Origin of the sequence: Hymenobacter lapidarius (genome assembly GCF_001816145.1) — a bacterium.
GTDB classification, from domain to species: domain Bacteria; phylum Bacteroidota; class Bacteroidia; order Cytophagales; family Hymenobacteraceae; genus Hymenobacter; species Hymenobacter lapidarius.
Window position 1 is genome coordinate 58,052 of sequence record NZ_MDZB01000074.1, and the last position, 26,676, is coordinate 84,727.

Here is a 26,676-nt window from a genome sequence, read left to right on the forward strand (position 1 = left end):
GGGAAAAGAGGTTGAGGAAGTTCTTTTTTACTCTTTAGGCTTACGCATCCCGGTGCATTCTGTTACGGCCCGGCGGTGTGGTACCGGCGTGGGGACGCAAATCCCCGCTTCGGGCTACGGCCCGGCTAGTTCACGCCCTTCAGCAGCGCGCTACTTCTGGTCGTTCAGGCCCCAGTTGTAGGGGTAGTAGTCCACGGCGTACCAGGTGGGCACGCGGGCGTCCTTGCGGAAGTGGTTGACGTACATCACGCCGGTCTTGTTGGTGGTGCTGAAATCGGCTTCGTACCACTTGAAAATTTCGGGCAGTTTCACCAGTTGCCGGCCCTCGTCCACTTTCACGTAGGCGGGGTCGAGCAAGGCGAATTTCGCTTGGTCGTTGAGCTGCGTAAACAGGTTCTTGCCCACGTAGGCTGCGCGGCTCAGGCGCGGGCAGCTGTTGGTGCCGCACACCAGCGCAAAGTGCAGGCGCGGGTCGGCGTAGATTTTACGTAGCTTATCGGTTTCAATCTGGTCGAGGGTAAGCCGCTCGCCGCCCACTTCCAGCCGGGTTTTATTGAAGAAGCCGGGCATATCCTGCACCGATTGCAGCGGGTAATGCGCGACGATTTCGCCTATCACCAGCACATTGTAGGCGTTGAGGTAAAAGGCGTACTGGTCCGCCATCTCGGCCTTGGCCACATCAAATACGGCAATGGCCTGCTGCAGCTCTTGCAGCTGCGCGGGGTTACGTTTGATGCCCGCATAATTCACTTTGCCTTCCTTGTTCACAAATTTTTGCAGGAAGGCGGTGGTTTTGGCCGTGATGCTAGCCGCGGTTGGCGCCTCCTGCGCGGCCGCGGGTGGCGTCGAAAAACAGACCATCACAAGGGTGAGAAGCGTAGCCCAATTTTTTAACAGAGAGAAAAGATTGTTCATAATAGGTAGGTTGAAAGAGTTGTTGATGTCGAAACTACTGAGTTGAACCCCCGTTGGATTTTGACATTTTCAAGATTCCCATTCAGGGAATGAAGCTGATTTAGAGAAGCCCGCAATTGTTCTGCTTTACCGTTTTAGGGCACTTTTATTCCCAAAAATAGTCTGCGTTTTTACGGGCAAAACAGCGCCTTTCCAGCCGGCTATGCTGTACTGATGGCCCCATTATTCCCTCTACCATCGGATAGTTTTCACCCCCTGACCCCGCAATTTTTCACTGACAGGAATCACCTGTAGTGGTGCGACAGCAGGCGTCTCAATCATTGCACGAAATCGTGCGAGGGCGTGCTTCTGACCGCTCAATAGCGAGACGCCGGACGTTGCCTTTCCACCCCTTCGCGAAGCCCGGCGAATGAGCCAAAGGCATTGAAACAAGACCGCAGCCGCGGCGTTCGGGCACCAACAAGCCCGTGGCGGGGCCGCGAATCGGGCGCGTTCCGGCAGTGGAATATGCGGCCGCACCGCCTACATTTGGCTATTAGCTCTCACTTTCACCTTGCTGCCCGTGGTTATGCATCTGGTTATCATTGGCAACGGCATCACGGGTGTGACGTGTGCGCTCACCGTGCGGCGCCTGCGTCCGGAGGCGCGCATTACGCTCGTGTCGTCGGAAAGCACGCACCACTACTCGCGCACGGCGCTGATGTACGTGTACATGGGCCACCTACGGCCGCAGGACATCAAGCCCTATGAGGACTGGTTCTGGACCGAAAACCGCCTTGAGTTGGTGCACGCCACGGCCACGAACCTCGACCTGGCGGGCCGGCACGTCACGCTCGACAACGGCAACACCCTCTCCTACACCCACCTCCTGCTGGCCACCGGCTCCGAGAGCAAGCGTTTCGGCTGGCCCGGCCAGGACCTAGCCGGCGTGCAGGGGCTGTATAATTTGAACGACCTGGCGGCCATCACCCGCGACACCCACGGCATCAGCCGAGGCGTGGTGGTGGGCGGAGGCCTCATTGGGGTAGAGCTGGCCGAAATGCTGCACACCCGCGGCATCGAGCCCGTGGTGCTGGTGCGCGAGGCGTCATACTGGTCGGCGGTGCTGCCCCCCGAAGAGGGCAACCTGGTAGACCGGCAGTTTGCTGAAAACCACGTGCCGGTGCGCTACCGCACCGAGCTGCGCGAGATTCTGGGCGATGCCCAGGGCCGCGTGCGGGCCGTGGTGACCACCGCTGGCGAAGAAATTGCCTGCCAGTGGGTGGGCTTCGCCATTGGCGTCACGCCCAACCTCGGGCTGGCCAAAACATCGGACATTGAAACCGACCGGGGTATATTAGTCGATGAATTCCTACGCACCAGCGCGCCGCAGGTGTACGCCGCCGGCGACTGCGCCCAGCACCGCCAGCCCGCCGCTGGGCAGGTATCCGTGGAGCAGCTCTGGTACACCGGCCGCATGCAGGGCGAAACCGTAGCCCACACCATTTGCGGGCAGGACACGCCCTACCGGCGCGGCATCTGGTTCAACTCGGCCAAGTTTTTCAACCTCGAATACCAGACCTATGGCCAGGCGCCAGCGGGGGCCGAAGCAGGCGTGGAAAGCTTCTACTGGGAACATCCGTCGGCGCGGGTGGCGTTGCGCGTGTACTACCGCACCGAGGCTCCGCACGCCGTGCTGGGCTTCAACGCCCTGGGCCTGCGCCTGCGCCACGCCGTGTGCGAGCAGTGGATTGCGCAGCAGGCGCCCATTGCCACGGTGATGGCCGAGTTCGGCCGGGCCAACTTTGACCCCGAATTCTTTACGCAGCACGAGCAGGCCATGATGGCCGCCTACAATATTCAGTTCCCCACGCAGCCCGTGCTGTTGAAGAGACGCAAGGGTTTGTTTTCAATGAACCGCTAGAAGTTTTTTTTATTTACAGCTGTTTAGCCGTGATTTTTTTAGAGTTTTTGCAGGGCGAACCACCCGCCCAGTGGCAGTTGCCCGTCAGTTGTTTGTTTAGAGGCATTGCCCTGGTGTGGGCAATGCCATTCTCAAGCTCCCCAACCGAGGTCCTGAATACCCCATCCACAACTTCACAAGCTTCCACGTCATGAAACTTCTGTATATCGTTCTGGCCCAGCTGGTCTTTTCATTGCCCGGCGCAGCTCAACAGACCCAGAAGCCGCCTCTGCACGGCAAGCACTGGATGGCGATAACCGGCAAACCCCTGGCGGCCACGGCCGGGGCCATGACGTTTCAAAAAGGGGGCAACGCGGTGGACGCGGCCTGCGCCATGCTGGCCGCTACCTGCACCATGTGGGACGTGCTGAGCTGGGGCGGCGAAACCCAGGCCCTCATTTACAATCCCAAGACCAAGAAGGTAATTGCCATCAACGCCATGGGCGTGGCCCCTACCGGCGCTACGCCCGAGTTTTTCAAAAACAAAGGGTACAACTTCCCCCCTGAGAACGGCCCGCTGGCTGCTACCACACCCGGTACCCCCGGCGGACTCATGCACATGCTGGCCAACTACGGCACCCTCAGCCTGGAGCAGGTGCTGGCCCCGGCCCTGGAAATGGCCGCCGGCTACCCCATGGAAGCCCAGACGGCCAATAGCATTGAGAAAAATAAAGACTTGCTAAAACAGTGGCCTTACAGCAAAAAACTGTTTCTGACCCACCCCGGCCAGACGCGGGAAGCGCCCGAAGCCGGCGAAATATTTGTGCAGAAAGACCTGTTGAAAACGCTAACCAAGCTAGTTGACGCGGAAAAAGCGGCCCTCAAAAAAGGCAAAACCCGCAAACAGGCCATTATGGCGGCATACGACCGGTTCTATACTGGCGACATTGCCCAGGAGTTTGTGCGCGGTTCGACCGAACAAGGCGGGCTGATAACGATGCAGGACCTGGCCCGCTGGAAGCCCCTGGAAGAAGCGCCATTGATGGTGAACTACAAAGGCGTAGACGTGTACAAAATGCAGCAATGGACCCAGGGACCCGTCCTGCTGCAGGGGCTCAACATTCTGGAAAACTTCGACCTGAAGGCCATGGGCTACAACAGCACCAAGTACATTCATACGGTGTACCAGGCCATGAACCTCTCGTTTGCAGACCGAGATTTTTATTACGGCGATTCGCATGCCGGCCCCGAAGAACCCATGAAAGGCCTGTTGAGCAAGGCTTACGCCAAGCAACGGGCGCGCCTTATTCAGTACCAGAAAAATGCCCCCCGCATTGGCCCCGGCGACCCTTATCCGTTTGAAGGGAAGAAAAACCCGTATCTGGACTTGCTGAAAGCCCGAGGCTACGAAATGGATACCACCAAACGAAACTTTGCCCCCACCCACGACCTGGGCAGCAACACCTCCCCGGCCGCCGAGTACCAGGAGCGCCTGTGGATGGGCACCACCACCATTGAGGCGGCCGACAAAGAAGGCTGGGTGGTCTCCATCACTCCCAGCGGCGGGTGGCTGCCGGCCTGCGTGGCGGGCAACACCGGCGTGGGCATGAGCCAGCGCATGCAAAGCTTTGTGTTGGACCCCACCCTCAACCCGTTTAACGTGGTAGCGCCCGGCAGCCGGCCCCGCGTGACCCTGACGCCCTCCATGGCGCTCAAAGACGGCAAGCCTTTTCTGTCCTTTGCCGTGCAGGGCGGCGACACCCAGGACCAGAACCTGCTACAGTTTTTCCTGAACGTAGTAGAATTTGGCATGACGGTGCAACAGGCTTCCGAGGCCGCCAACTTCAACACCAACCAGCTGTGGCTCTCACTGGGCGGCTCCAAAACCGACGACCGCAAACCCAAGCCCGGCCACATTCTGCTCAATAAAAGCACGCCAGACCAGGTGCGGGACGACCTGAAAAAGATGGGCTACACCTTAAGCTTTGAAGACCGCACCAGCGGGCCCATCAACGCCATTTACTTTGACTGGAAACACGGCAGCCTCTGGGGCGGCTCCAGCAATCACGGCGAAGACTACGGCATTGGCTGGTAAGTCAGTCTTTTAGCTAACGCATCTTCTACTTTAACTTCTTATTTAATCCTTCTGTGGACTACTCCAAATTATACCGGCCTTCGGCCCTCAACAGCTTCCAGTTCATCGCCCTCACGGGCCTGCTGATGAGCGCCGGCGCCCACCTCATCCTGTTCTATTTTGTGAGCCGCCCCATGCCCGCGGGCTTCAACTGGCTATACGTGTGTTGGGTGGCGTTCTACGCTGTGGGCACGCTCATCAACCTGTTTGGCAAGCCCAACGAGGGCCATCATCACCACCACTAAGCCATCCTGTACCCGGAGCGGACCGCGGAGCTGCTGGCTCCGTTTTCATCGATTTTGCCCTGCCCCGGGTGCGCTGCTTGTGCCGGGCACAGCCCTTTTTCCCCCATTGCCAACTGCCAGCCGCCTGACCAACCAAAATGTCGCCAACACTTAACTCCCCCCCGCTGCCATCTTCCTCCCCGGCCGAAAAGTTGAGCTTAGCCGTTGTGGCGTCGGGCCTGTTGGCCCTAGTGCTCGCCCTGGCCGACGGCGACCCTGGCCGCCAACACACGTGGTTTTACGCGGCGCTGGCCCTGGTCAGCGGCGGCACGCTGGCCTGGAGCTGGGTGAAATACGGCGGCCACCGGCCGGGGTACAGCAGAACAACCTGTGGCTGCGCGCCAGCACCGGTCGCGGCGCGGTGGCGTGGGTAACGGGCCTGGTGCTTACCGGTTTTTACGTGGTGCTGTACTGGTACAGCGGCAACGACGGCCAGGGTAATTTCGGGCCGCTCAACAACCTCGTGCACGCCCTGGACGGTTTCAGCCAGTGGCTGCGCGCCCGGCCCGCCGACCAGTGGTTTCTCTACGGCACCTTCTACACGCTGGCCATCCTGCTCATGGGCGGCCGCGCCGTCTGGAAGTACCGCCATTCCCGCTACCAGGTGATTCGCACGGCGTCGGTGATGTTTTTTCAGCTGGGGTTTGCCTACATCATTCCGGGCCTGCTGCAGTTTTTCCAGCAACCGGAGTTTTACTTCTCATATTTCTGGCCGCTGAAGCAGGATTATCTGTTTCCCGGCACGGTCACTTCGCTGGTGCAAAACGGTGGCCTGGGGGTGTTCATGGTGTTTTGGGGGGCGGTGATGTCCTTTGTAGCAACCCCGGTGCTCACCTACTTTTTTGGCAAACGCTGGTACTGCTCCTGGGTGTGCGGTTGTGGCGGCCTGGCCGAAACCGCCGGCGACCCCTACCGCCACCTTTCCGACAAAAGCCGCACCGCCTGGCGCTGGGAAGTTCGGTTGATTTATACTATTTTGGTCCTCATCGTTCTCATCACGGTGTTGCTGTGGGTGCATTTTGCCACGGGCAGCACCCTGCTGGGTGAGGCCGGCACGGTGGCGGCCCAGTGGTACGGCTTCGCCATTGGCTCGGTGTTCTCGGGCGTGATTGGGGTGGGTTTCTATCCGCTGATGGGCAGCCGGGTGTGGTGCCGGTTTGGCTGCCCTATGGCCGCGTACCTGGGCCTGCTCCAGAAACATTTTTCCCGCTTCCGCATCAGCACCAACGGCGGCCAGTGCATTTCGTGCGGCAACTGCTCCAACGTATGCGAGATGGGCATCGACGTGCAGCAGTACGCCCAGCGCGGCGAGCCCATTATCCGGGCGTCTTGCGTGGGCTGCGGCATGTGCAGCACCGCCTGCCCCCGCGGCGTGCTCAACCTGGAGAACGGCCCTAAAGAAGGCCGCTACCAGGGCTCGCAACTGATTCACGCCGATTCGTTGCGGATACTTTCCTAAAATAATGGGCTCAACCACTGTTCTTGCCACGCTTGCTGCTCGGGAAGAAGAAACTATGCGCATTGTTGTAGGCGCGAGGGGGTCAATAGAATTCATATTCGCACAACTCCAAACCCAAGGGATATACGATGAATACTCATCAATTCATCAAGCCTATGCGCAGCTCCTTAATAATGACCAAAGCCAAGAAGCGGTAAAAAGGGCGTTGTTTATTCAATGGTATTGCCTGACGGAGCCGTCTTTCCTCAGCGGCATATCTGATATTGACGAGCTAGCTGAACTCGCTGTACTTACCCACCTGGACCATTTGCTACGCAACGACCAAGCTGATACGGAGCTTGTGGCCATGCTACGGTACTACAGCACTTGGGAATTTGTATTTCAAAATCCTCATTTTCAGCATCTAGTGGTACTGCAATCATTCGTAATCCAGTGGATGAGCGTTGATTCGGAGGTTACTACAAGCGAGTTGGGCATGGCCGACATGGACAATCGAGGACAAATGGGCAAGTACTGGCTAAGCATTAATTGGTTGAAAACTCAAGAGCTGCTGATTCCCGAGAAAACTTGATATCCCGGAATTTACAACCAATGCAACGGGGCCTGCTCCTACCTATCGCACCACTGTAACAGCCGCGGTTTGGGTGGTGTAAACTTCCCCGTTTGTCTGGCGGTAATATACGCGAAATTGCTGTGGCCCCGTCGTGACGGGAGGAGACAGCAGGCTGATTTCCGCATATCGGAAGGGCTCCAGCGGGTTTCGCCGCGACGGTGCCGGAAATTGAGGCCGCCCGTCTACGCCCAGCAAGTCGGTGAGCGGCGTGCCGGCCGGATGCAGCGCATCGTAATTGTAGAGGCTCGTGATACTGAGGCTATCCATGCGCTCGGCGGAGCCCAGGCTGCCGGCCGGCACGGGGGAGCAGGCATAGGCGACTGACATAAATCCCTGGACCGGGACCACGGAATAATGCCGCTCTTTCAGCCCAACGCGCAGCCGGAGCTCCCGGCTAGCCACGATGCCACTTGGCGCCACCGTGGCCCACGGTTGGTCCATTGGCTGACGGGTTACGAAAGCTTCAATTCCCTGCACGTCGTAGTAGGTGGCGGGGTTGGCCCGGCCACACTCGTTGCCTAAGAGGCCGCATGCGGGCATGCCCAACACCAGGGCAGCTAAAACCACGTATTTTCTCATTGCTTTCAGCTCCAGTAATCTTGTTATCTCGGCTTTAACAGGTTCACCAAGCTGTCGTACCCAGCTCACAGGACTTACGCAGGCAGGCCCCGCAGCACCTCCTTGGTCTTGCTCACGTGGTCGGTGGCGCCGGTCAGAGAGTTGAAGATGTACTGAATTACGCCGTCTTTGTCAATCACAAACGTGACGCGGCCGGGCAGCAGACCTAGCATGGCGCGGGGCACCTCGTATAGTTTGCGCACCGTACCGTTTTCGTCGGCCAGCAGCTCAAAAGGCAGGTTGTGCTTGGCCGTAAACTTCTGGTGCGACTTCTCGCTGTCGGAACTCACGCCCACTACCTCGGCCCCCAAGTCTTTAAAGTCCTCGTACTGGTCGCGGAAAGTGCAGGCCTGGGTGGTGCAGCCGGGCGTGTCGTCCTTAGGGTAGAAATACAGCACCACGTGTCGGCCGCGCAGGTCGCGCAGGCGAAACGTGGTTCCGGTGGTGGTTTTCAACGAAAAATCGGGGGCTGGCTGGCCTACTTGAAGCATAATAGAGCACGTGAATGTCAGCCGCAAGATAGCGGCACTGCGCTGCTTTACGGCGGCAGCGGCATCTTTGTGCTGCGGTAGGCGTGTGCTGTCCGGTTTCCTGAGTAGTTGCGGTTCGGTTCCGCGTTTCAATTTCATGTCCCAGCCCCGCATCAACGTCATCATCCCGGCCCACAACGAGGCCAATGCTATTGGCCTGGTACTGGCTGAAATACCGGCCGGCCTCGTTGAGGAAGTCATTGTGGTTGATAATAATTCGACCGACGGCACCAGCGCCGCCGCCCGCACGGCGGGCGCTACGGTGCTGCGCGAGGCCCGCCCCGGCTACGGCTACGCTTGCCTGGCGGGCATAGCCTACGCCTTTGGCAAACCCCAATCCGAGCAGCCCGACATCGTCGTATTTCTCGATGGGGACCACTCCGATTACCCCGAACAAATGCCCGAGCTGCTGGCGCCGCTATTGAGCGGCGCCGCCGATATGGTGATTGGCTCGCGGGCATTGGGGGTGCGGGAGCGCGGGTCGCTGCTGCCCCAGCAGCGCTTCGGCAACTGGCTGGCGTCACGGCTGCTGCGCCTGCGCTACGGCGGCACGGTCACCGATTTGGGCCCCTTTCGGGCCATCCTCGCCCCTGCCCTGCTCAGCCTGCACATGGAAGACAAAACCTACGGCTGGACCGTAGAAATGCAGGTAAAAGCCGCCCGCCAGGGCTGCGCACCGTGGAAGTGCCCGTGCGCTACCGCAAGCGCATCGGCACCAGCAAGGTATCGGGCACGGTACGGGGCACACTGGGGGCCGGCTACAAGATTTTGTGGACCATTTTCCGGTACTGGTAGGCCCGCGTGGCCGGGAGCCTCGCTTATCCTGATAATTTTAGGTTGTTACGCTGGCCTGTTTATGTTCCTGTTGATGGCCGTACTGCCCCTTATCCTAGTGGCCCGGCATGGCCTGTACTTGCGTTTCATCTTTTGTTTCAGCACGGTAGGCTTTGGTGCCGTGTGCTACTACTCGGTGCGCCACGCTCGCTAGGGCCGCCCCACTTTCGTTTGTTCTGTGCGAGTCACGTTTCCTTCCGTTTCGCAAGTTGCGGCGCTGCTGCTTTCCGCCGGGGCCTACGTGGCGCTGGCTTATGCCACGCCGCGCACCCATTTTATGCAGCTGGCGGGCTTGTTTGCGGGGGCCATGCTGGCCTATGCGTGGCTCCTGCGCAGCGGGCTGGGCTGGCGCTGGGGCGTGGGGGCGGCGCTGGTGTTTCGGCTGCTGTGGCTGCCGGCCCTGCCAGCGCTGTCCGACGATGTCTACCGGTTCCGCTGGGATGGCATGCTGGTGGCCCACGGCGCCAATCCGTTCCGGTTTCGGCCCGATGAAATCATCGCCGACGGGGCCCGTACCGCCATCCCCGATGCCGCCACCCGCAGCCAGGCCCTCCCGGAGCTGCAGCAGCTATACCGGCAGCTGAACTCCCCGCATTACTACTCCCTGTACCCCCCGGTTTGCCAGTACATTTTTGGGGCCGCCGCGTGGCTGTTCCCCACTTCCCAAATGGGTTTTGTGTGCGCATTGCGCGTACTTATTATGGCGGCCGAGGCCATTGCGGCCGGCCTGCTACTGGCACTACTGGCGGCCTGGGGCATGCCGCGGGAACGGGCCCTGCGCTACCTACTGCACCCGCTGGTGGTGGTTGAACTAACCGGCAACCTGCATTTTGAAGGCATCATGGTATTTTTCGTGCTGCTGGCCCTGTGGCTGCTGAACCGGCACCGTGGGGTGGCTTCGGCGGTGGCGCTAGGGCTGGGGGTAGCTACCAAGCTGCTGCCGCTGCTGGCGCTGCCACTGCTGGTGCGCCGGCTGGGGTGGCGCGTGGCCGCAGTTTACGCAGTTCTTAGCGTGGGCACGCTAGCGCTGCTTTTCAGCCCCTTCGTGTCCGTAGAGCTGGTGGTTAATATCAGCCGCAGCCTGCGGTTGTATTTCCGCAATTTCGAGTTCAACGCCAGCCTGTATTACCTACTGCGGGCCGTTGGGTACTGGCTCACGGGCTACAATCAGATTGCCATCATTGGGCCGGCGCTGGCCCTGGCAAGCGGCTTCACGGGCCTGCTGCTGGCGTGGCGCGAGCGTCGGCATACCCTCGCGGCCCTCCCCCAAACCCTGTTGCTCATGCTCACGGCCTATTATGCGTGCGCCACCACGGTGCATCCGTGGTACCTCACCCAGCTCATTGCCCTGAGTGTGTTTGCCCGTTTTCGATATCCGCTGGTATGGGGCGGCCTGGCCATCCTGTCCTACTCGGCGTACACCAGCAGCCAATACGAGGAGCAGCTGGGCCTGGTGGCGCTGGAATACGCGGTGGCTTTCGGGGTGCTGGGGCTTGAGTTGTTTCGCGGCAAGCCGGAGCAAATTTCCGCGTTGCCGGCGTCTGCCTAGCGCGGCCAGTAGGCGTAGCGCCGGGCCGATTTCAGGCGCAGGCTACGGCCGTCCCAGGTGGTTTGACGCAGCAGGATGTTGGGGTATTTTTTGGCAAACCAATACACGTTTTCCTTGCCCGCTTCCAGCAGCAAAGCCACCCGCCAGGCGGATTCGGCAACATCTCCAGCGCGGGCTTCGGCGGTGGTAAGCCGGGCCTGGTAGTATTTCACGGGCGTCACTTTATTGGTTTGCTGCAAGTCAAGCACCACTAATTCGATAGTGGGCAGTTGCTCGAACCACAGGCTACGGAGCGTGTAGGGAAGAGCGTCTTCCAGCAGCACATCGCGGCGCAGAGAACGGCTGCCCACGCCCTGGTTGTCCCAGTACGAATTGTAGGCTTGTTCGAAGTTGACGCCGTCGTCAACAATGGTTTTGAAGGTAGTACCGCACCATTCCTGCGACGAAGTCATGGTTTTGAACAGCGACACCGGCTGCTCCAAGCGGAAGAACAAAGAGGTCAGGTAGTGGTACGGGTATTGGTCGGTCGGAATATTGCAGAACTGGTTGATTTTCATTACCGAAAACAGGCCTTCCCGCTGGTAGTCATCGGTCTTCACGTTGAACTGTGGGTTAAACTCTTCCTTGACCGTAATCTGCGTGAGTTCAAACGTCCGTTTTTTCTGATAAACCGTGCGTTCCGCTTCGTAGGTAGCTACCTCGGCCAGGCCGTCTTCCCACAGTTTTTGCAGGCCCCATTGTTGGTTGAAATGTGGCAGCACCGACTGCAAGGCACGGTCGGCGGCGGGAGTGTGTCTTTCCGGTTTCTGCTCGCTGCGCGCGTCACAACCGGCCAGCCACAGGCTCAGCCCCAACACCAACAATCTGTATCGAACGGGTATCGGAGGCATAAAAAACAGAAGGTGAACGCGCAAAAGCCCGCCGCCAGCTCCCGCAACCACGGAGCCGACAGCAGGCCTGCTTACGAAAAAAGGAAGCGCTCCGGTTTTTGGCCCTTCCTTTTTTTACGCTCTTAACTTCGCCTCCAACCCGCCTCTCGAAGAACTGCAAAGGTTATTTGTAGACCTTGTTCCCCTGCTGCAGCCAGGGGCTCCACAGCACCGAATACGGATGGATGTTTTTGGTTGGGCCCTGCGCATTATACACCGGATAGCCCTCGTTCACCCATTCAAACAACCCGCCGTAGAGGTTGCGCACCTGTTTGAAGCCCAAGGCGTGCAGTCTTTCGCCCAGTCGCTCGCTGCGGTAGCCCACGGAGCAGTACACCACCACGGGTCGGCGGCGGTCGATGCCTTCGAATTTCTCGTTCGCTATCGAATCGAAATGCACGAAGCGGGCCCCGCGCAAGTGGCTCACCTTGAACTCCACCGGCGTGCGCGAATCGAGGAGCAGCACCTGGCCCGGCTGGCGCAATTCCTTAGCCAAAGCAGCCGGCATTACCGTGGGTACGGTGTTGCGGTACAGGGTCCGCAGGAGCCGGTCGTAGTTGGGGCTGGGGCCGGCCGCTTTGCCGGGCTCGGTTTGGCCACAGGCTGTCAGCGAACCTATGCAGATGCCGATATAGGCCAGGAAGACGCGTTTTAAGGCCATGATGTGAGTAATGATAAAGCCACTGCGAATTGCAAAGCTTGGTTAATTCGGGTGGATTAAATCCTCGTATTTATCCAAAAACAGCCGGTTTTATTGTATCTGGAGGGCTATCTGTAATGTAGGAAGGAGTAGCTGTTCGCACCAATCCTCCAATTCAAACACCGCTCCACTAGCGTAACAATGGAACCGTGCAAAGGGTCAAATAGGCACTAGAAACAAAATTACCGCTTGCAGGCCGGGGGGCGCGCAAGCGGTAATTCGTCTTTAATAACCTTCCAGACCAACTAGTTGCCTTTTGGTCTGGTCCTGTTTTAAATAGTACCCACCACCGTCATGGTGGTCAGCGTGGGGCTGACGCTGCCGCCCATGGGCTCCACCGTCATCGCGAAGGCCTGGGCACTGGCAATGTCTTTCATCTGCTGGATGCCTTCGCCGGTGGCCGTGGAAGCCAGCAGCACGCCGGCATCTACCGGTTTGCCGTTGTCAAGGGCCCACAGCTGGTATTGCTTGCCGGCGGGCAGCGCGGGCAGGCTGCGCACGTCCACGTATACCTTACGGGTAGTGGGGTTATACAGGACCTTGGCCCGGGCCGAGGGAGACGTTTTGGTACCAGCCAGGGCCACGGCGCGGAATTCGTCGCTGCGCAGGACCTGGTTGTCTTCGCGTAAGGCGCCGAGCTGCTTCTGCACCACGTTCTGCGTGGTGGCGAAACGGGCCTGGGAGCTTTGCAGGGCCACTACTTCGTCGCTGGCTTCTACCCAACGCGAGTAGAACAGGGCGTTGGCAGCGAGGCTCATGATGAGCGCCACCGAAGCCGCCATGGCCCACACCGAGCGGCTGGCCGGCTGGGCTGCGGGCGCCGACGCCATGGGTCGTACCACGGCTTCGCCGGAGGCAGCAGCCATGGGCTGAGTTGCTACGTGCGTGGGCTGACTGGTGGCTGTGCTGGCTTGCGCCACGGCGTCCACATCGGCCCGCAGGGTGCTGGTGGGGGTAGCTATCTGGGCCAATACGTTGCCAAGTACTCGTTCGCGCATGCCGGCTGGCGGCGTAATGGCGTGGGCTTCGGCGTAAAAACCTAATGCGGCCTGCACCTGTTGCAGTTCCTCTCGGATTTCGGGATGGCTGGCGGCGTTGTTCTCTACAGCAGCTTGTTCGGCCGAAGACAGTTCTCCGAGAGCGTATTGCTCCAGGATACCGGATTCTATATATTCTTGGATATTTTCCACTTGATTCAGCGAATAAGTTTGCTTAGGACTTTGATGGCGGTGCGGGCCCGGGTTTTCACCGTTCCCAGAGGGATGTTTAGCTCCTCGGCCACCTCACTCTGGGTGAAGCCCTCGAAATAGAGCAGGTCGATAATCAGACGCTGTTCAGGAATTAGCTTTTGGGTAATTTCCTGCAGGCCAATGTGCTCCGGGCGGAAGGTCGTGGGCGCGGCTTGACGCTGCGCCGTCAGACTATCCTCCAGTCCCTGAGTACGAGCACCTACGCGGTGCTGCCGCGAACGGATTTTATCGATGCTAAGATTTCGGCAAATGTTGAGCACCCACGTGAAGAGCCGCCCCTTGCCCGGGTCGTAGCTGGCAAAGGCGTGCCAGATTTTGACCAAGGCTTCCTGCAGCACGTCTTCGGCTTCGTCTTCGGCCTTCACGATGCGGAAGATGACACCGTAGAGCGCCGATGAATACCGCTCGTAGAACAGCGTCATGGCCGATTCGTCGCGCGCCTGAAGGCGCCGGACGAGTTCCGCCTCGGCAGCGGGTGGTAGGGAAATAAGGGAAGTATCGGACACGGGAGTGACAGAAAGTGAGAAACAGGACCTAAGCCGGTGCTATCGTAAGTGCACGAAAATACGCGCTGGCACCTAATTGCCACCATGTGGTAAGGCATTGCGTAACGGAACTACGCCGCCATAAGTTGAACCTTGCAGCAAGGGAGCAACTCTGGCCGCCTCGTTACCTGGGCAGGGCCTGCCATTTTATTCCCTTTCAAACGCCCCATGCCCCACTTGGGCACGCTATTTTCTTCATTCCCATGCCCATCGAATCATACAACCCCCACACCGGCCGCGTGCTCCGTCGCTTCAAGTCCTTCAGCTGGGCCAAAACCGAACGAATCCTCGGCCAGGTGCATCGCGAAGTTGCGACGTGGCCAGCTACCTCCTTTGCCCACCGCGCCGGCATTATGCGGCGGGCGGCGAGCCTGCTGCGCGAGCGTCAGGACGAGTTGGCCCGCCTCATGGCCCTGGAAATGGGCAAGCCCGTGACCGACGGCCGCGCCGAGGTGCTGAAATGCGCCGCCTGCTGCGAGTACTACGCCACCCACGCCGAGGGCTTCCTGGCCGATGAAGTGGTGAAAACCGACGCCAGCCGCAGCTTCATTAGCTACCAGCCGCTGGGCGTGGTGCTGGCCGTGATGCCCTGGAACTTCCCGCTGTGGCAGGTGGTGCGCTTTGCTGCCCCGGCCCTGATGGCGGGCAACGTGGGCCTGCTCAAGCACGCGTCGAATGTGCCGCAGTGCGCGCTGGCGCTGGAGAAAATTTTCCACGACGCGGGACTGCCCGCGACGTGTTTTCGCACCCTGCTCATTGGGTCTGATTTGGTGGAAAAGCTGCTGACCGACGACCGGGTGCGGGCCGTGACGCTCACGGGCAGCGAGGGCGCGGGCGCCTCGGTGGCAGCCATTGCCGGCGCTCAGATTAAAAAGACCGTGCTGGAGTTGGGCGGTTCCGATGCCTTTATTGTGCTGGCCGATGCCAACGTGGCCCTGGCCGCTAAAACGGCCGCCCAGTCCCGCATGCTGAACAGTGGCCAGAGCTGCATTGCCGCCAAGCGTTTCATTGTGGAGAAGCCGGTCATTAAAGAGTTTATTAATCAGCTAAAAACCCACCTGCTGGCCATGCGCCCCGGCGACCCCCTGGACGACGCCACGCAATACGGCCCCATGGCCCGCCCCGACCTGGCCGACGAACTCACCCAGCAAGTGGAAGACTCGGTGGCCGCCGGCGCGAAAGTGGAGCTGTTTGGCGGCCAGGCCAAGCCCGGCACCGCCCTGTTCCGGCCCGTTATTTTGTCGAACATCAAGCCCGGCCAGCGGGCCTACGCCGAGGAGCTTTTCGGGCCCGTGGCCTTGGTGCTGGAAGCCAAAAACGCGGCCGACGCCGTGCGGTTGGCCAACGACTCGCGCTTTGGCCTGGGCGCGGGCGTGTGGACTTCCGACCCCAAAAAAGGCGAAGCCATGGCCCGGCAAATCGAGAGCGGCGCCGTCTTCGTCAACGGCCTGGTAAAATCGATGCCGGAATTACCCTTCGGCGGCGTGAAAAAGTCCGGTTACGGACGGGAGCTTTCCTACCTGGGCATCCGCGAATTTGTGAACCAGAAATCCATCTGGATTGGTGAAGGAGCTGCTCCGGCAGCGAAAACGGAGTAGCCCGGCAACTGCTACAGATAGCCCAGAAGCCGGTACGTCAGCCACCCTGCTATTTCGTGCACCAGCACGCCCAATTCCTGCATTGCGCCGGGACTGGGCAGCAGCCAGTAGTCGGGGGTTGCGAGCCGGTCGCTGCTGCGGTAGCCGGCGGGAAAGGCAACGGGACGCAACCCTACTTTCTCAAAACAGCCCATGGCCCGCCGTTGATGAAACGCGGACGTAACCAGCACCAGCGACTTTACATCGGGGTGTTTCGCCAGAAGCGCCTTGGTGTGGAGCGCGTTTTCGTGGGTATTGCGGCTCTGTTCCTCTATGAGCAGGTCGCGGGCCGGCACGCCGGCCAGGCGGAGCAACGTGGCCAGGTCGTCGGCTTCGGTATGGGCTTTGCGGAGGATTGCGCCCGAGCCGCCGGAGATGATGATGCGCCGGACGCGGCCGGCGCGGTACAGCCACAGGGCGTGGGTGAGGCGGTCGGCGCCCTGGCCCAGATACACCCGGTCGTGCGGCGATTTGTTGACGCCGGTGATGCCCGTGAGCAGCACGGCGGCGTCGGCCTGCGCGGGCAATGCGGACAAGGGCACGGGTGGGCGCTCCCAGGCCAGAATACCTTCGTTTACCAACGCGGTGTTGGTGCTGAGCACAAAAACAGCCAGCGCGGCCACTAGCCACTGCCGCTTCCGGCGCGGCTGCCGAGCAACCAGGGCGGCTACCAGCAGCACCAGCAGCCACACCGTAGGCAATAAAACGAAGTCAAGGACTTTAGAGAGCAGGAAGAACAAAGGAAGTGTTTTGAGGGGAAACTGCTTCGGCAGATTGTTACGGTTTGGTATTTTGAGCTTTTTCTAAGGAGTCAAACAGAAGTAACCGAAACAAAAAGAACGTCATGCTGAGCGCAGTCGAAGCATCTCTACAGCGCAAGTAATCAGGTTTACTATAGCGGTAAAGATGCTTCGACTGCGCTCAGCATGACGTGCGGCATTGAATTTTCGCGCTTAGTTAACCCTCACCTCCTACTTCGCCAGCATCAATTCCCGGATGTATTTCACCGGGGCGCTGCCATAGCTGAGAAACTTTTCGTGGAAGGTTTTCAGGTCAAATTCCTTGCCCTGGTTTTTCTTCAGCTCTTCTCGCAGAGCGTAGATTTCGGTGTAGCCGGTGAAGTAGCTGCTGAGCTGCACCTGACTGAGGGTGGCGCGCAGCCACTTCCCCCGCGCTTCGGCTTCTTCCTGAAAACCGTCGCGGCGCAGCAACGTCACCACGTCGTTTTCGGGGGCGTTGTCCACCTGTATCATGTGGTCAATGACCGTGTTGAGGGTCACGCGCATGTTCCACTTGTCCCAGAGCAGCCACATTTCGTCGGAGTTGCTGCCGTAGCCGTTTTCCAGCATCATGCGCTCAGCGTACACGGCCCAGCCCTCAATCATGGCGCCGTTGCCGAAAATGCTTTTCACCAGCGAGGGCGAGCGGTTGGCGTACACCAGCTGGGTGTAGTGGCCCGGAATGGCCTCGTGAATATTTAGAATCTGAAGGGTGTAATCGTTGTATTCGCGCAGGTAGCTTTCGGCCTGGGCCGGCGTCCACTCCGCCGGGATGGGCTCCACGTTGTAGTAGGTGTTGGCGCCGGTGTCGTAGGGGCCGGGCGATGATACGCTGGCACCCGCGCCGCTGCCGCGCATATAGAGCGGGGTTTCGCGCACCACCAGCGGCTTGCTGGGGTCTTGGGTGAGCAGCTTTTTATCGTTAACAAAGGCCACCAGCGTGGGAATCTGGCGCTTCACGGCATCCACGAAGCCTTCGCGCGGGGCGTGTTTCAGGGTGAGTTGGTTGATAACGGCCGTAATCAGGGCCAGGGTGTCTTTGGGCGCGGCCTGCTCCGGGAAATACTTAGGGTAGAGGCGGGCAGCGCGGCGGCCCATGTCGTGCAGCAGCTCGGTTTTGTGCGTTAGGGCCTGCTCGTATATCTCGGTAGCCGTGAAGTGCGACTGAATGTCGTAAGCAAATTTCTGGTCGTAGAGCGTTTTGCCGATGCGGAACGAGCGGAACTTGCCGGTCGGCAGCACGGTGGTTTTCAGGTGGTCCATGTAGCCTTGCACGGCGGCGCGGGTAGCGGCCACGCGGTCAGCAAACGTCTTTTTCTCCGCCTCGCTCAGCCCGGACTTGCGCACCGAATCGGCCAGGGCGGCGCCGAACACGGCCAGCCCGCCAGCGTTTTGCTTGATGGCCAGCTCTGTGTGCTCGCGGGTGGGCGTGCTCAGGTTGGCTTTGGCGGCCGCGTAGTAGTCGGCCGCGTGGCTGATTTTGTCGGAGATGTTGCGCAGGCGGCGGTCCAGCGGGTAGTAGCGGCCGTTGAGCAGGTCGCCCACCGAGGCGCCCAAGTTGTAGCTGGCGGGGTTCCACTGCCAGTTTTTGAGCGTGTCGGCGTACCAACGGCTGGCGCGCAGCTCGTTGCGCAGCAGGCGCAGGTCAATCTGGTTGTTGGGCGAAAGGCTGTCGAGGGAAAAGGCGCCCATGGCGGCCAGGTATTTCTGCGCAAAAGCGGCGTCGCTCTGGCGCTGGGCGGCGTTGGGAATCACCAGCAGCGAGTCGTATTTGTGGTAGCCCTGGCTGGAGGCGTACTCCGGGTTTTGCTTCCACAGCGCTTCAATAAAGCTGCCTTTGAACGCGTCGAACCGGACATCGGCGCCCGCAGAGGCGTCGGCACCGGATTTGGTGGCCGGCGAGCAGCCGGCCACGGCCAGCGCCAGCAAGGGCAGGTAAGTAAATTTCATCGGGGGGAGAAGGGAAATAGCGGCGTTACGGGGGCCTTGCCCAGCAGGCAGGTGCCGTAAAGGAACAGCGCAAATGCGATACGTTGCGGCACTCGGCAGTAGGTTTGTTTCTTGGCGGCCGTCGCCGCCTCACCCCTACAAGCCCCGTCCTCCCACCCACTCCCATTCCATGAACCCTTCCCGCACCGAACACGATTTTTTAGGCGAACGCCAGCTGCCGGACTCGGCCTATTACGGCATCCAGACGCTGCGCGCCCTCGAGAACTTCTCCATCACCGGCATTCCCATCAACACGGAGCCGCTGTTTGTGCAGGCGCTGGCGTACGTGAAAAAAGGCGCTGCCCTGGCCAATAAGGAGCTGGGCGTACTACCCGCGCCCATCGCCGAGGCCATTGCCGCCGCCTGCGACCGGGTGGCCGCCGGGGAGTTCAATGACCAGTTCCTGACCGACATGATTCAGGGCGGCGCCGGCACGTCGGTGAACATGAACGCCAACGAAGTCATTGCCAACGTGGCGCTCGAAATAATGGGCCACCAGAAGGGCGAGTACGATTTCTGCCACCCCAACAACCACGTCAACTGCTCGCAAAGCACCAACGACGCCTACCCCACGGCCTTCCGCATTGCCCTCAACAACAAGCTGGTGGGCTACCGCGAAACCCTGGGCCTGCTGGCCGATGCCTTCGCGGCCAAGGGCGAAGAATTTCGCAACGTGCTTAAAATGGGCCGCACCCAGCTCCAGGACGCCGTGCCCATGAGCATGGGCGACGAGTTCCGGGCCTTCGCCACTAACCTGCGCGAGGAGCTGCTGCGCATCGATGACTCGCGGCGCCTCATCAACGAAATCAACATGGGGGCTACTGCCATCGGCTCGCGCGTGAACTCGCCCGCCGGCTACCCCGAACTCGTGACCGAGCACCTGCGCACCATCACGGGCCTGAACCTGGTGCTGGCTGGCGACCTCTTCGAAGCCACCTACGACACCGGCGCTTACGTGCAGCTTTCCGGCGTGCTCAAGCGCACGGCCGTGAAGCTCTCCAAAATCTGCAACGACCTGCGCCTGCTCTCCTCTGGCCCGCGCACCGGCATCAACGAAATCAACCTGCCCGCCCTGCAGCCCGGCTCCAGCATCATGCCCGGCAAGGTGAACCCCGTGATTCCGGAAGTAGTGAACCAGACGGCCTTCTACGTCATCGGAGCCGACCTCACGGTGACCATGGCCGCCGAAGCCGGCCAGCTGCAGCTCAACGTGATGGAGCCGGTTATCAGCTTCGCCCTATTCACCAGCATCAGCTACATGACAAACGCCTGCCGCACCCTGCGCGACAAATGCGTGGTGGGCATCACCGCCAACGTGGCCCACGCCGAGCAACTGGTGCGCAACAGCATCGGCATCGTCACCCAGCTCAACCCCGTTATCGGCTACGAGGCAGCGGCCGGCATTGCGAAGGAAGCCCTGGCCACCGGCAAAACCGTGCACGACATCGCCGTGAAGGAGCGCGGGCTCCTGACGCAGGAAAAGTGGGACGAGATTTTCACGTTCGAGAATTTGATTCGGCCGGTGTTTATTCAATAATGCCGCCGGCTCATCTCACCCCCTGACCCCCTCTCCAAAAGAGAGGGGGCACCGGTTCGGCTGCTAACGGGAGGTTTTGCTATCATTGTTTTTGTTGTGCGACTACTTTTTCGTCCGGTGCCCCTCTTTTTTGGAGAGGGGGTTAGGGGGTGAGGTTGACGCTTGTTCAAAACCCCAAAACTCCGCTCATGCGTCTCATCCTCAGCCTCTTTCTCCTCGCCACAGCCCTCACTGCGTCGGCCGTCAAAGTAGATACCCTGGCCATCCCCAGCGCGGCCATGAACAAGACCTACCGGGCCGCCGTGGTTTTGCCCGCTTCCTACGCCAAAAACAAAAAGGCCAGCTACCCCGTGCTCTACCTTCTGCACGGCGCCTACGGCCACTTTTCCGATTGGCTGAAAAACACACCCGATAAACAGCTGGTGCACCGCCTGGCCGACCAGTACAACCTGATTATCGTGCTGCCCGAGGGCGAAACCTTCGCCTTCTACCTCGACAGTCCCGTGAACCCCGGCAGCCAATTCGAAACCTACCTGACCAGGGAGGTGATTCCTAAAATCGACCAGACGTACCGCACCGTCCGCGACCGCAAAGGCCGCGTTATCACGGGCCTCTCGATGGGCGGGCACGGCGCGCTCTACCTCTCGGCCCGCCAACCCGACTTGTACAGCGCCGCGGGCAGCATGAGCGGCGCCCTGGATTTGCAGTCCAAAAACCGCAACCTTACGCCCGAAGCCGCGGCCCAGCGCGCCCAGCTCTGGGCGCCCGTTCTCGGCTCCGAAACCGCCAATCCCGAACGCTTCACGGCCAATTCGGTGGTGAACCTGGTGGACCTGATGCATTGCAACGGCCTGCCCCTCATCATTGACTGCGGCGTAGACGATGGCCTCCTCGAAATCAACCGCGAAGTGCATCGCCGGCTGCTCTATAACCACACCCCGCACGACTACACCGAGCGCCCCGGTACCCACACCTGGGACTACTGGCAAAACGCGCTGCCCTATCAGGTGCTGTTTTTACATCAGGTACTTAAAGCCAACGGGGCCGTGGTGCTATAGCAGCTTGCGGTACCTAAGTCACTGATTGTTAGTTGTCGGTTGGTAGTTAATCGATTCATTGCGCACCGAAAACCAACAACCATCATCTACCAGCCAGCAACTATTCCACAGCCCATGTTCACCCGCCAGACCCTGCGCCGCCTCGCTTCCGATAAAGTGTTTGACCGGGGCCAGGACCTGTACGAGGCCGGAGCGGTGAAAAAGCTGGAACGCCCCGGCCCCACGCGCTTTCTGGCCCGCGTGAAAGGCACCTACTCCTACAACACGATGGCCTGGCTGGCCAGCGGCGACGTGGAATTCAGCTGCGACTGCCCGTATGATTTCGAGGGCATCTGCAAGCACTGCGTGGCGCTGGGGCTGGCCATTCTGGATAAGTACGGTGCCTCCCTGCCCGCCGCCGCTGCCGCCGAAACCGCCGCCGCCAATGCCCACGCGCCGGCTCTGGCCGCCGCGTGGGCCGACCGCCCCGAAGCCGACAAGCTGCGTTTTCTGCACCAGGCCTTGGCCAAAAGCGACGATTTGGCCCGGCAGTTTCTGGCTTTTGGCGCGGCCTCGGTTCCGACCGCCGCGCCCGCCGTCACTACCGCCGCCGACCTGCTCGACACCCTGGCCGAACGCCTCACCGACACGCTCAGCGCTTTGGTGTTTGATGAGGATTTCTGGGAGCAAAGCCAGGCATACGATGCCTACGACGAGAGCGACAGCCTCTACACCGCCGGGCTGGAGGAAATCAGTACCGAGCTGGAACTCTTCGTGCGGGAGCTACTGGGCCTGGCCCGCGCCGGGCAGCTCGTGCTGGCGCTGCGCTACTGGGCCACGGCCAGCCTGGCTATTTTTCAGGTCGAAGAGCCGGCGCTTGATGACTTTGGCATCTTCGGCGACTACGGCACCGACGTGCTCGAACGCTGGGAAACGGACCTGCAAGCCGCCGGCTGGCCCCAGGTGCTGCTGGCCGCCGTGCTGCCACCCACCGAGCTTGCCGCCGCCCTGCGCTGGCTGGGCGAGTACCTGGCCAGCCCGCCCGGCCAGTGGACTAATTTTGAGGGAAGCTGGCTGCCCCTGCTGCTGGCCTTCGCCGCCGATGCCAGCGCCGCCCCCCAGCTCGCCGATGCCCTCCAAAACGCCAAGCTCAGCCCCGAAGCCCGCACCCGCCTGACCCTGCAAACCGCCCGCACCCTCCCCGACGAGGCTGCTTGGGCCGCCGCCGCCGCAACCCTGCTCCCCACCGATGCCACCGTCGCCCAGCAGCTCCTGTATTTCTACCACAGCAAAGGCGAAGGTGCTGCCCGACTGCGCACTGCCGAAAAAGCATTTGCCACCTGGCCCGACCGCTTCGGCGGCTTCGTGCTCGACATCTTTACCCCCGAAACCGCCCCTGCCCTCTACCGCGCCGCCCTGCGCCACCGCGCCCTGGCCAACCACAGCCTCCCCGACTTCGCCCTGCTGGGCCCGCTGCTGAGCGCGGCTGAAGTGGCGGGCTTTGTGCAGGCCGCCGTGGACCGCGCCCGCGCCAGCCACCACGGCGTAGCCTTTGCCGCCGACCTGCTGGCCCAGCAAGCCGACACCAACTCCCTGCGCAAATTCGTACTGGGGCTGGAATGGCTGAACGTGAGCCGCCCCGATGAGATGGAACGCGCCTTAGCCCGCCTCGCTGCCCTCAATCCCCTGCCGCTGATGCTGGAGCTGGAAACCCGCCTGCCCGCCTACCTGGCCGGCCGCGCCAACGCCAAGCGCGGCCACGTTCTCTACCAGCGCCTGGCCAGTTGGCTGGCCACCACGCGCCACGCCGCCCCCCGCCTCACCGAACCCGTGCTGCGCCTGGCCGGTGAGTTGCGCGAGGAATTCCGCACCTTGCACGGCCTGCGCGACGCGCTGCGCCTGGCGGACCTGCTGCCCCCGGCGGAGCTACCGCCGGAGAAAGCAAAGCCCAAAGGGCGGCGCGGAAAGTAGCGCAGTAGCGCGAACGTTGTAGTTCGCGTGGCTGACCCGTGCCCGGACGACTTCTCCAAGTTATGCGGAGACGCCACACATAGGTTTCGAGCTATTGAATTTCAAGACGCAGAACTTAAACTGCTGTTATGCATTGATGAGCTAGCGCGCGTCTGTAATGCGCGCCAGCCCGCGCCGAACCTCCCTCCTCCGATAGCGTTTTCTCCCAAACCCCCGCTTCCTAAAAATCCATGCCTTCCCAACATCTCCACGAAGCCCAATTTACCAACACCCTTGTCGACGAGTTGCGTGGTGAAATTGCGCCCGACGCCCGCCCCCGCCAGGTACCCGGCTGCACCTATTCCCGCATCAACCCCACGCCCGTGGCCGACCCGCACCTACTGGCCTGGTCCGCGGACCTGGGCGAGTTCCTGGGCCTGGCCCAGCCCGCCGAGCGCGGCCCCACCGTGGACGCGCTGGCCGGCAACCTGGTCACCGGCAGTATGAAACCGTTTGCGGCGCGCTACGCCGGCCACCAGTTCGGCAACTGGGCCGGGCAGCTGGGCGATGGGCGGGCCATTTCGCTGGGCGAGCTCCCGGCCACCGATGGCAGCAGCTGGGAGCTGCAGCTGAAGGGGGCCGGCCCCACGCCCTACTCCCGCCGCGCCGATGGCCGGGCCGTGCTGCGCTCCTCCATTCGGGAGTTTTTGTGCAGCGAGGCCATGCACTACCTGGGCGTGCCCACCACCCGGGCCCTGAGCCTGGCCGGCACCGGCGATGTAGTGGTGCGCGACATGTTTTACGACGGCAACCCCCGGGCCGAACCCGGCGCCATTGTGTGCCGCGTGGCGCCCACGTTCGTCCGCTTCGGCAATTTCCAGATGATGGCCGCGGCCGGTGAGCTGGATAACCTGCGCGCACTGGCCGACTACGTCATCACCCATTTTTACCCTGAGTTGGGTACTCCTTCGGCCGAAGTCTACGTGAAGTGGTACGAGGAAATCTGCCGCCGCACCGCCCTCATGGTGGCCCACTGGATGAGCGTGGGCTTTGTGCACGGCGTGATGAACACCGACAACATGTCCATTCTGGGCCTCACCATTGACTACGGTCCCTACGGCTGGCTAGAGCCCTACGACCTCGCCTGGACGCCCAACACCACCGACTTCGGCCACCGGCGCTACGCCTTCGGCCAGCAGCCGCAGGTAGCCCTCTGGAACCTCGCCCGCCTGGCCGAGGCCCTCGCGCTGCTGGTCCCAAATATTGAGCAGCTGCGCCCCGGTCTGGACTTGTATAAGGCCACGTTTGAGCGTACCCGCCAGGAAATACTACTGAACAAACTGGGCCTCACCCCCAGCAGCGCTGAAGCCGATAGCAAGTTGACGGAAAGCCTACTGGAGGCGTTGGCCACTTCTGAAGTGGACATGACCATGTTCTTCCGCCAGCTCTCGCACACAGCGCCGACGCTACTTGCTGCGCCCAAGCAGGAGCACGACCGGCTTCAGGAGCTGCTGGCGGCGGCCGCTTACACCCCGCTGCCCAACCCGACCCACACGCCGCTGCTTGACTGGCTGCGCCGCTACCTGCCCCGCCTGAGCCAGGAAACCAGTACCCCGGAAGCCATCAAAACCAGCATGCTGGCCGCCAATCCCAAGTATGTGCTGCGGAACTACATTGCACAAAAGGCCATTGAAGCCGCCGAAAAAGGCGACCTCACGTACCTGCAAACGCTGCTTGAGGTATTGAAAAAGCCTTTTGACGAGCAGCCAGAACACGAGGAGCTGGCCGCCAAACGGCCCGATTGGGCCTGGGACATGCCCGGCTGCGCTACGCTGTCGTGTAGCTCATAGGCAGCATGTGCTGGTCCGGCGCAGAACAACCGCCTGTCGTGCTGAGTGGAGCGAAGCATCCCCTCACCGGTGAACAGCTCGTTGGGCCGTGAGAGGATGCTTTGCTCCGCTCAGCATGACAGAACGTGCATGGCAGCGCAAACCAGAGCGCTGGCTGGCAGCATATCTTCGCCCCATGTATCGTCCCTCACTGCTCCTCATCGCATTTGGCCTGTTAGCGTGCTCGCAGCAAACTGCCGAAAACGCCACCATCCAGGCGCTTCCCCAGCAGCAGCCCGCACAGGGGGCCTTCTCCTTCCCTGAAACGTTCGAAACCGGCAGCAAGGGCGCTTACGCCGAAGCCGACGAGCTCCTGGCCACCGGTACCTGGAGTTTTGCTGAGGCCTTGATTGGCAATAGTCCGCAGGACCACAAAAAAGGCGAGCGCGCCGCCCGCCTGCACAACCTGGGCCGCATTGCCATGAAGTTTGACGTGCCGGCCGGCGTGCGGCGCATCACCATTAGCGCGGCGGCCTACGGCCAGGACGACCCCAGCACTTGGGAGCTGTGGCTGAGCCGCGACGGCGGCCGCAGCTACGCGCAAACCGGCCAGCGCATCGAAACGCGCGGCTCCCGGCTGGTGCCGCACGTCTTTGAGGGCATCGCCAACCAGCCCATCCGGCTCGAAATCCGCAAAACCAGCGGCCAGAACGCCCGCCTCAACATCGACGACATCACGCTCGAAACCGCCTCCGGCTCCGCCGTAGCCACTGGCACGGGCGTCAGCGGCGGCTATTTCGAGAACCGCGACACTCCGCAGCCCGGCACCGGGGCCCCGCGCCCCTCCACGCCGCCCAGCCCCGGCCCGGCCCCTGCTGGAACCCAAGCGTCCAGCACTTCTGGGGAGAACCTCGCGCTAGGCAACCCCAGCGGCGCCACCTCCGACCCCGCCAACGCCTCCAACTACCTGGTGGTCCACCCCGAATTTACCCTTGGGTACCACGCCGGGCGCGGCATCCCCACCTGGGTCAGCTGGCACCTGGGCCGGGCCGACATCGGCAAAGCGCCCCGCCAGAACAACTTCCGCCCCGACCCAGCCCTGCCCCGGCAGTTCTACCAGGTTACGGCCGGCAGCTACAGCCGCTCCGGGTTCGACAAAGGCCACAACTGCCCCAGCGGCGACCGCACCGCCGACCTCGACGCCAATTCGGCCACCTTTCTCATGACCAACATGGTGCCCCAGGCCCCGCGCAACAACCAGCAGGCCTGGGCCCAGCTCGAAGAATACGGCCGCGCCCAAGTGCAGCGCGGCCAGGAAATCTACATCATCATGGGCAGCTACGGCCGCGGTGGCACCGGCGCCAACGGCTTCGCCCAAACCCTGGACCAGGGCCGCGTCACCGTCCCCGCCCGCATCTGGAAAGTCCTGGTTATCCTGCCCGAAGGCCAGAACGACCTCCAGCGCATCAGCACCGACCCCAACGTGCGCGTGCTGGCCATCGACACGCCCAACGACAACGCCATCAACCCGGGCTGGCGCCCGTACCTAACTTCCGTCGACAAAATAGAAGCCGCCACCGGACTGGATTTGCTCAGCGCCCTACCCCGCGATGCGCAAGCCCGCCTGCAAAAACTGGTGGACAGCGGCCAGGCGCGGTAACAAACTCCTGATGTCA

General features: G+C 61.3%; 21 protein-coding genes and 1 pseudogene. 13 read left to right on the top strand and 9 right to left on the bottom strand.

The genetic code is table 11. The features are described from left to right. Window positions 1-150 precede the first annotated feature (150 nt). The gene (locus BEN47_RS04595) at window positions 151-861 is read right to left on the bottom strand and encodes a DUF547 domain-containing protein (RefSeq protein WP_158010851.1); all 711 of its coding nucleotides are present in this window, start codon (window positions 859-861) and stop codon (window positions 151-153) included. A gap of 622 nt (window positions 862-1,483) precedes the next feature. Between BEN47_RS04595 and BEN47_RS04600 the strand changes: the two genes are divergently transcribed. From BEN47_RS04600 to BEN47_RS04620, 5 genes are all read left to right on the top strand, one after another. Further along, the gene (locus BEN47_RS04600) at window positions 1,484-2,818 is read left to right on the top strand and encodes an NAD(P)/FAD-dependent oxidoreductase (protein WP_070725858.1); all 1,335 of its coding nucleotides are present in this window, start codon (window positions 1,484-1,486) and stop codon (window positions 2,816-2,818) included. 190 nt (window positions 2,819-3,008) lie between these two features. After that, window positions 3,009-4,892 carry a gamma-glutamyltransferase family protein gene (locus tag BEN47_RS04605; RefSeq protein ID WP_070725860.1) on the top strand — a complete coding sequence of 628 codons (1,884 nt, stop codon included), beginning with the start codon at window positions 3,009-3,011 and terminating at the stop codon, window positions 4,890-4,892. 53 nt (window positions 4,893-4,945) lie between these two features. Continuing rightward, the gene (locus BEN47_RS04610; RefSeq protein WP_070725588.1) at window positions 4,946-5,176 is read left to right on the top strand and encodes a hypothetical protein; all 231 of its coding nucleotides are present in this window, start codon (window positions 4,946-4,948) and stop codon (window positions 5,174-5,176) included. A 271-nt stretch (window positions 5,177-5,447) separates the two neighbouring features. Continuing rightward, window positions 5,448-6,674 (top strand): 4Fe-4S binding protein, encoded by a 1,227-nt coding sequence (locus BEN47_RS04615; RefSeq protein ID WP_070725590.1) that lies wholly within the window; start codon window positions 5,448-5,450, stop codon window positions 6,672-6,674. Between the two features lie 4 nt (window positions 6,675-6,678). Then, complete coding sequence (locus BEN47_RS04620; protein ID WP_070725592.1) at window positions 6,679-7,245, top strand: hypothetical protein; 567 nt, start codon at window positions 6,679-6,681, stop codon at window positions 7,243-7,245. A 42-nt stretch (window positions 7,246-7,287) separates the two neighbouring features. Here the strand turns inward: BEN47_RS04620 and BEN47_RS04625 are convergent, their stop codons facing one another. Then, a complete protein-coding gene (locus BEN47_RS04625) occupies window positions 7,288-7,827 on the bottom strand; it encodes a hypothetical protein (protein WP_158010853.1) in 540 nt (179 codons plus the stop codon). A gap of 113 nt (window positions 7,828-7,940) precedes the next feature. Next, window positions 7,941-8,396 (bottom strand): peroxiredoxin, encoded by a 456-nt coding sequence (locus BEN47_RS04630; protein WP_204378278.1) that lies wholly within the window; start codon window positions 8,394-8,396, stop codon window positions 7,941-7,943. Window positions 8,397-8,532: 136 nt separating this feature from the next. On the opposite strand from BEN47_RS04630, the pseudogene BEN47_RS04635 reads away from it, so the two are divergent. Then, window positions 8,533-9,230: pseudogene (locus tag BEN47_RS04635) on the top strand (glycosyltransferase family 2 protein). Between the two features lie 217 nt (window positions 9,231-9,447). Beyond that, window positions 9,448-10,818 (top strand): MptA/MptB family glycosyltransferase, encoded by a 1,371-nt coding sequence (locus tag BEN47_RS04640; protein ID WP_070725596.1) that lies wholly within the window; start codon window positions 9,448-9,450, stop codon window positions 10,816-10,818. Here BEN47_RS04640 and BEN47_RS04645 read toward each other — a convergent pair. From BEN47_RS04645 to BEN47_RS04660, 4 genes are all read right to left on the bottom strand, one after another. Further along, entirely contained in the window at window positions 10,815-11,708 is an 894-nt protein-coding gene (locus tag BEN47_RS04645; RefSeq protein WP_094123002.1) for a hypothetical protein, read from the bottom strand. The genes BEN47_RS04640 and BEN47_RS04645 overlap by 4 nt on opposite strands. Before the next feature lie 163 nt (window positions 11,709-11,871). Then, window positions 11,872-12,408, bottom strand: a complete 537-nt coding sequence (locus tag BEN47_RS04650; protein ID WP_083322118.1) for a rhodanese-like domain-containing protein — start codon at window positions 12,406-12,408, stop codon at window positions 11,872-11,874. Window positions 12,409-12,719: 311 nt separating this feature from the next. Beyond that, a complete protein-coding gene (locus BEN47_RS04655; RefSeq protein WP_070725601.1) occupies window positions 12,720-13,637 on the bottom strand; it encodes an anti-sigma factor in 918 nt (305 codons plus the stop codon). Window positions 13,638-13,642: 5 nt separating this feature from the next. Continuing rightward, window positions 13,643-14,203: an RNA polymerase sigma factor gene (locus BEN47_RS04660; RefSeq protein WP_070725603.1), complete on the bottom strand. Its 561-nt coding sequence runs from the start codon at window positions 14,201-14,203 to the stop codon at window positions 13,643-13,645. A gap of 242 nt (window positions 14,204-14,445) precedes the next feature. On the opposite strand from BEN47_RS04660, the gene BEN47_RS04665 reads away from it, so the two are divergent. Next, complete coding sequence (locus BEN47_RS04665; RefSeq protein WP_070725605.1) at window positions 14,446-15,840, top strand: NAD-dependent succinate-semialdehyde dehydrogenase; 1,395 nt, start codon at window positions 14,446-14,448, stop codon at window positions 15,838-15,840. 11 nt (window positions 15,841-15,851) lie between these two features. Here the strand turns inward: BEN47_RS04665 and BEN47_RS04670 are convergent, their stop codons facing one another. Further along, complete coding sequence (locus BEN47_RS04670) at window positions 15,852-16,619, bottom strand: YdcF family protein (RefSeq protein WP_070725606.1); 768 nt, start codon at window positions 16,617-16,619, stop codon at window positions 15,852-15,854. Between the two features lie 231 nt (window positions 16,620-16,850). Beyond that, window positions 16,851-18,608, bottom strand: coding sequence for a DUF885 domain-containing protein (locus BEN47_RS04675; RefSeq protein WP_070725608.1), 1,758 nt, complete (start codon window positions 18,606-18,608; stop codon window positions 16,851-16,853). A gap of 169 nt (window positions 18,609-18,777) precedes the next feature. Here BEN47_RS04675 and aspA point away from each other — a divergent pair, with 169 nt between their 5' ends. From aspA to BEN47_RS04700, 5 genes are all read left to right on the top strand, one after another. Further along, window positions 18,778-20,184, top strand: a complete 1,407-nt coding sequence (gene aspA / locus BEN47_RS04680; RefSeq protein ID WP_070725610.1) for an aspartate ammonia-lyase — start codon at window positions 18,778-18,780, stop codon at window positions 20,182-20,184. 188 nt (window positions 20,185-20,372) lie between these two features. Beyond that, window positions 20,373-21,242: an alpha/beta hydrolase gene (locus BEN47_RS04685; protein WP_070725867.1), complete on the top strand. Its 870-nt coding sequence runs from the start codon at window positions 20,373-20,375 to the stop codon at window positions 21,240-21,242. Window positions 21,243-21,356: 114 nt separating this feature from the next. Next, window positions 21,357-23,192, top strand: coding sequence for an SWIM zinc finger family protein (locus BEN47_RS04690; RefSeq protein WP_070725612.1), 1,836 nt, complete (start codon window positions 21,357-21,359; stop codon window positions 23,190-23,192). 230 nt (window positions 23,193-23,422) lie between these two features. Then, window positions 23,423-25,021, top strand: coding sequence for a protein adenylyltransferase SelO (locus BEN47_RS04695; RefSeq protein WP_070725614.1), 1,599 nt, complete (start codon window positions 23,423-23,425; stop codon window positions 25,019-25,021). A 175-nt stretch (window positions 25,022-25,196) separates the two neighbouring features. Then, a complete protein-coding gene (locus BEN47_RS04700; RefSeq protein WP_070725615.1) occupies window positions 25,197-26,660 on the top strand; it encodes a DNA/RNA non-specific endonuclease in 1,464 nt (487 codons plus the stop codon). Window positions 26,661-26,676: the final 16 nt, after the last annotated feature.

Bases quoted from the DNA above. Each gene is read 5' to 3' on its own strand.
- BEN47_RS04595 (WP_158010851.1), bottom strand. From the start codon at position 861: ATGGTCTGTTTTTCGACGCCACCCGCGGCCGCGCAGGAGGCGCCAACC.
- BEN47_RS04600 (WP_070725858.1), top strand. From the start codon at position 1,484: ATGCATCTGGTTATCATTGGCAACGGCATCACGGGTGTGACGTGTGCG.
- BEN47_RS04605 (WP_070725860.1), top strand. From the start codon at position 3,009: ATGAAACTTCTGTATATCGTTCTGGCCCAGCTGGTCTTTTCATTGCCC.
- BEN47_RS04620 (WP_070725592.1), top strand. From the start codon at position 6,679: ATGGGCTCAACCACTGTTCTTGCCACGCTTGCTGCTCGGGAAGAAGAA.
- BEN47_RS04625 (WP_158010853.1), bottom strand. From the start codon at position 7,827: ATGCCCGCATGCGGCCTCTTAGGCAACGAGTGTGGCCGGGCCAACCCC.
- BEN47_RS04630 (WP_204378278.1), bottom strand. From the start codon at position 8,396: ATGCTTCAAGTAGGCCAGCCAGCCCCCGATTTTTCGTTGAAAACCACC.
- BEN47_RS04645 (WP_094123002.1), bottom strand. From the start codon at position 11,708: ATGCCTCCGATACCCGTTCGATACAGATTGTTGGTGTTGGGGCTGAGC.
- BEN47_RS04650 (WP_083322118.1), bottom strand. From the start codon at position 12,408: ATGGCCTTAAAACGCGTCTTCCTGGCCTATATCGGCATCTGCATAGGT.
- BEN47_RS04665 (WP_070725605.1), top strand. From the start codon at position 14,446: ATGCCCATCGAATCATACAACCCCCACACCGGCCGCGTGCTCCGTCGC.
- BEN47_RS04675 (WP_070725608.1), bottom strand. From the start codon at position 18,608: ATGAAATTTACTTACCTGCCCTTGCTGGCGCTGGCCGTGGCCGGCTGC.
- aspA (WP_070725610.1), top strand. From the start codon at position 18,778: ATGAACCCTTCCCGCACCGAACACGATTTTTTAGGCGAACGCCAGCTG.
- BEN47_RS04685 (WP_070725867.1), top strand. From the start codon at position 20,373: ATGCGTCTCATCCTCAGCCTCTTTCTCCTCGCCACAGCCCTCACTGCG.
- BEN47_RS04690 (WP_070725612.1), top strand. From the start codon at position 21,357: ATGTTCACCCGCCAGACCCTGCGCCGCCTCGCTTCCGATAAAGTGTTT.
- BEN47_RS04695 (WP_070725614.1), top strand. From the start codon at position 23,423: ATGCCTTCCCAACATCTCCACGAAGCCCAATTTACCAACACCCTTGTC.
- BEN47_RS04700 (WP_070725615.1), top strand. From the start codon at position 25,197: ATGTATCGTCCCTCACTGCTCCTCATCGCATTTGGCCTGTTAGCGTGC.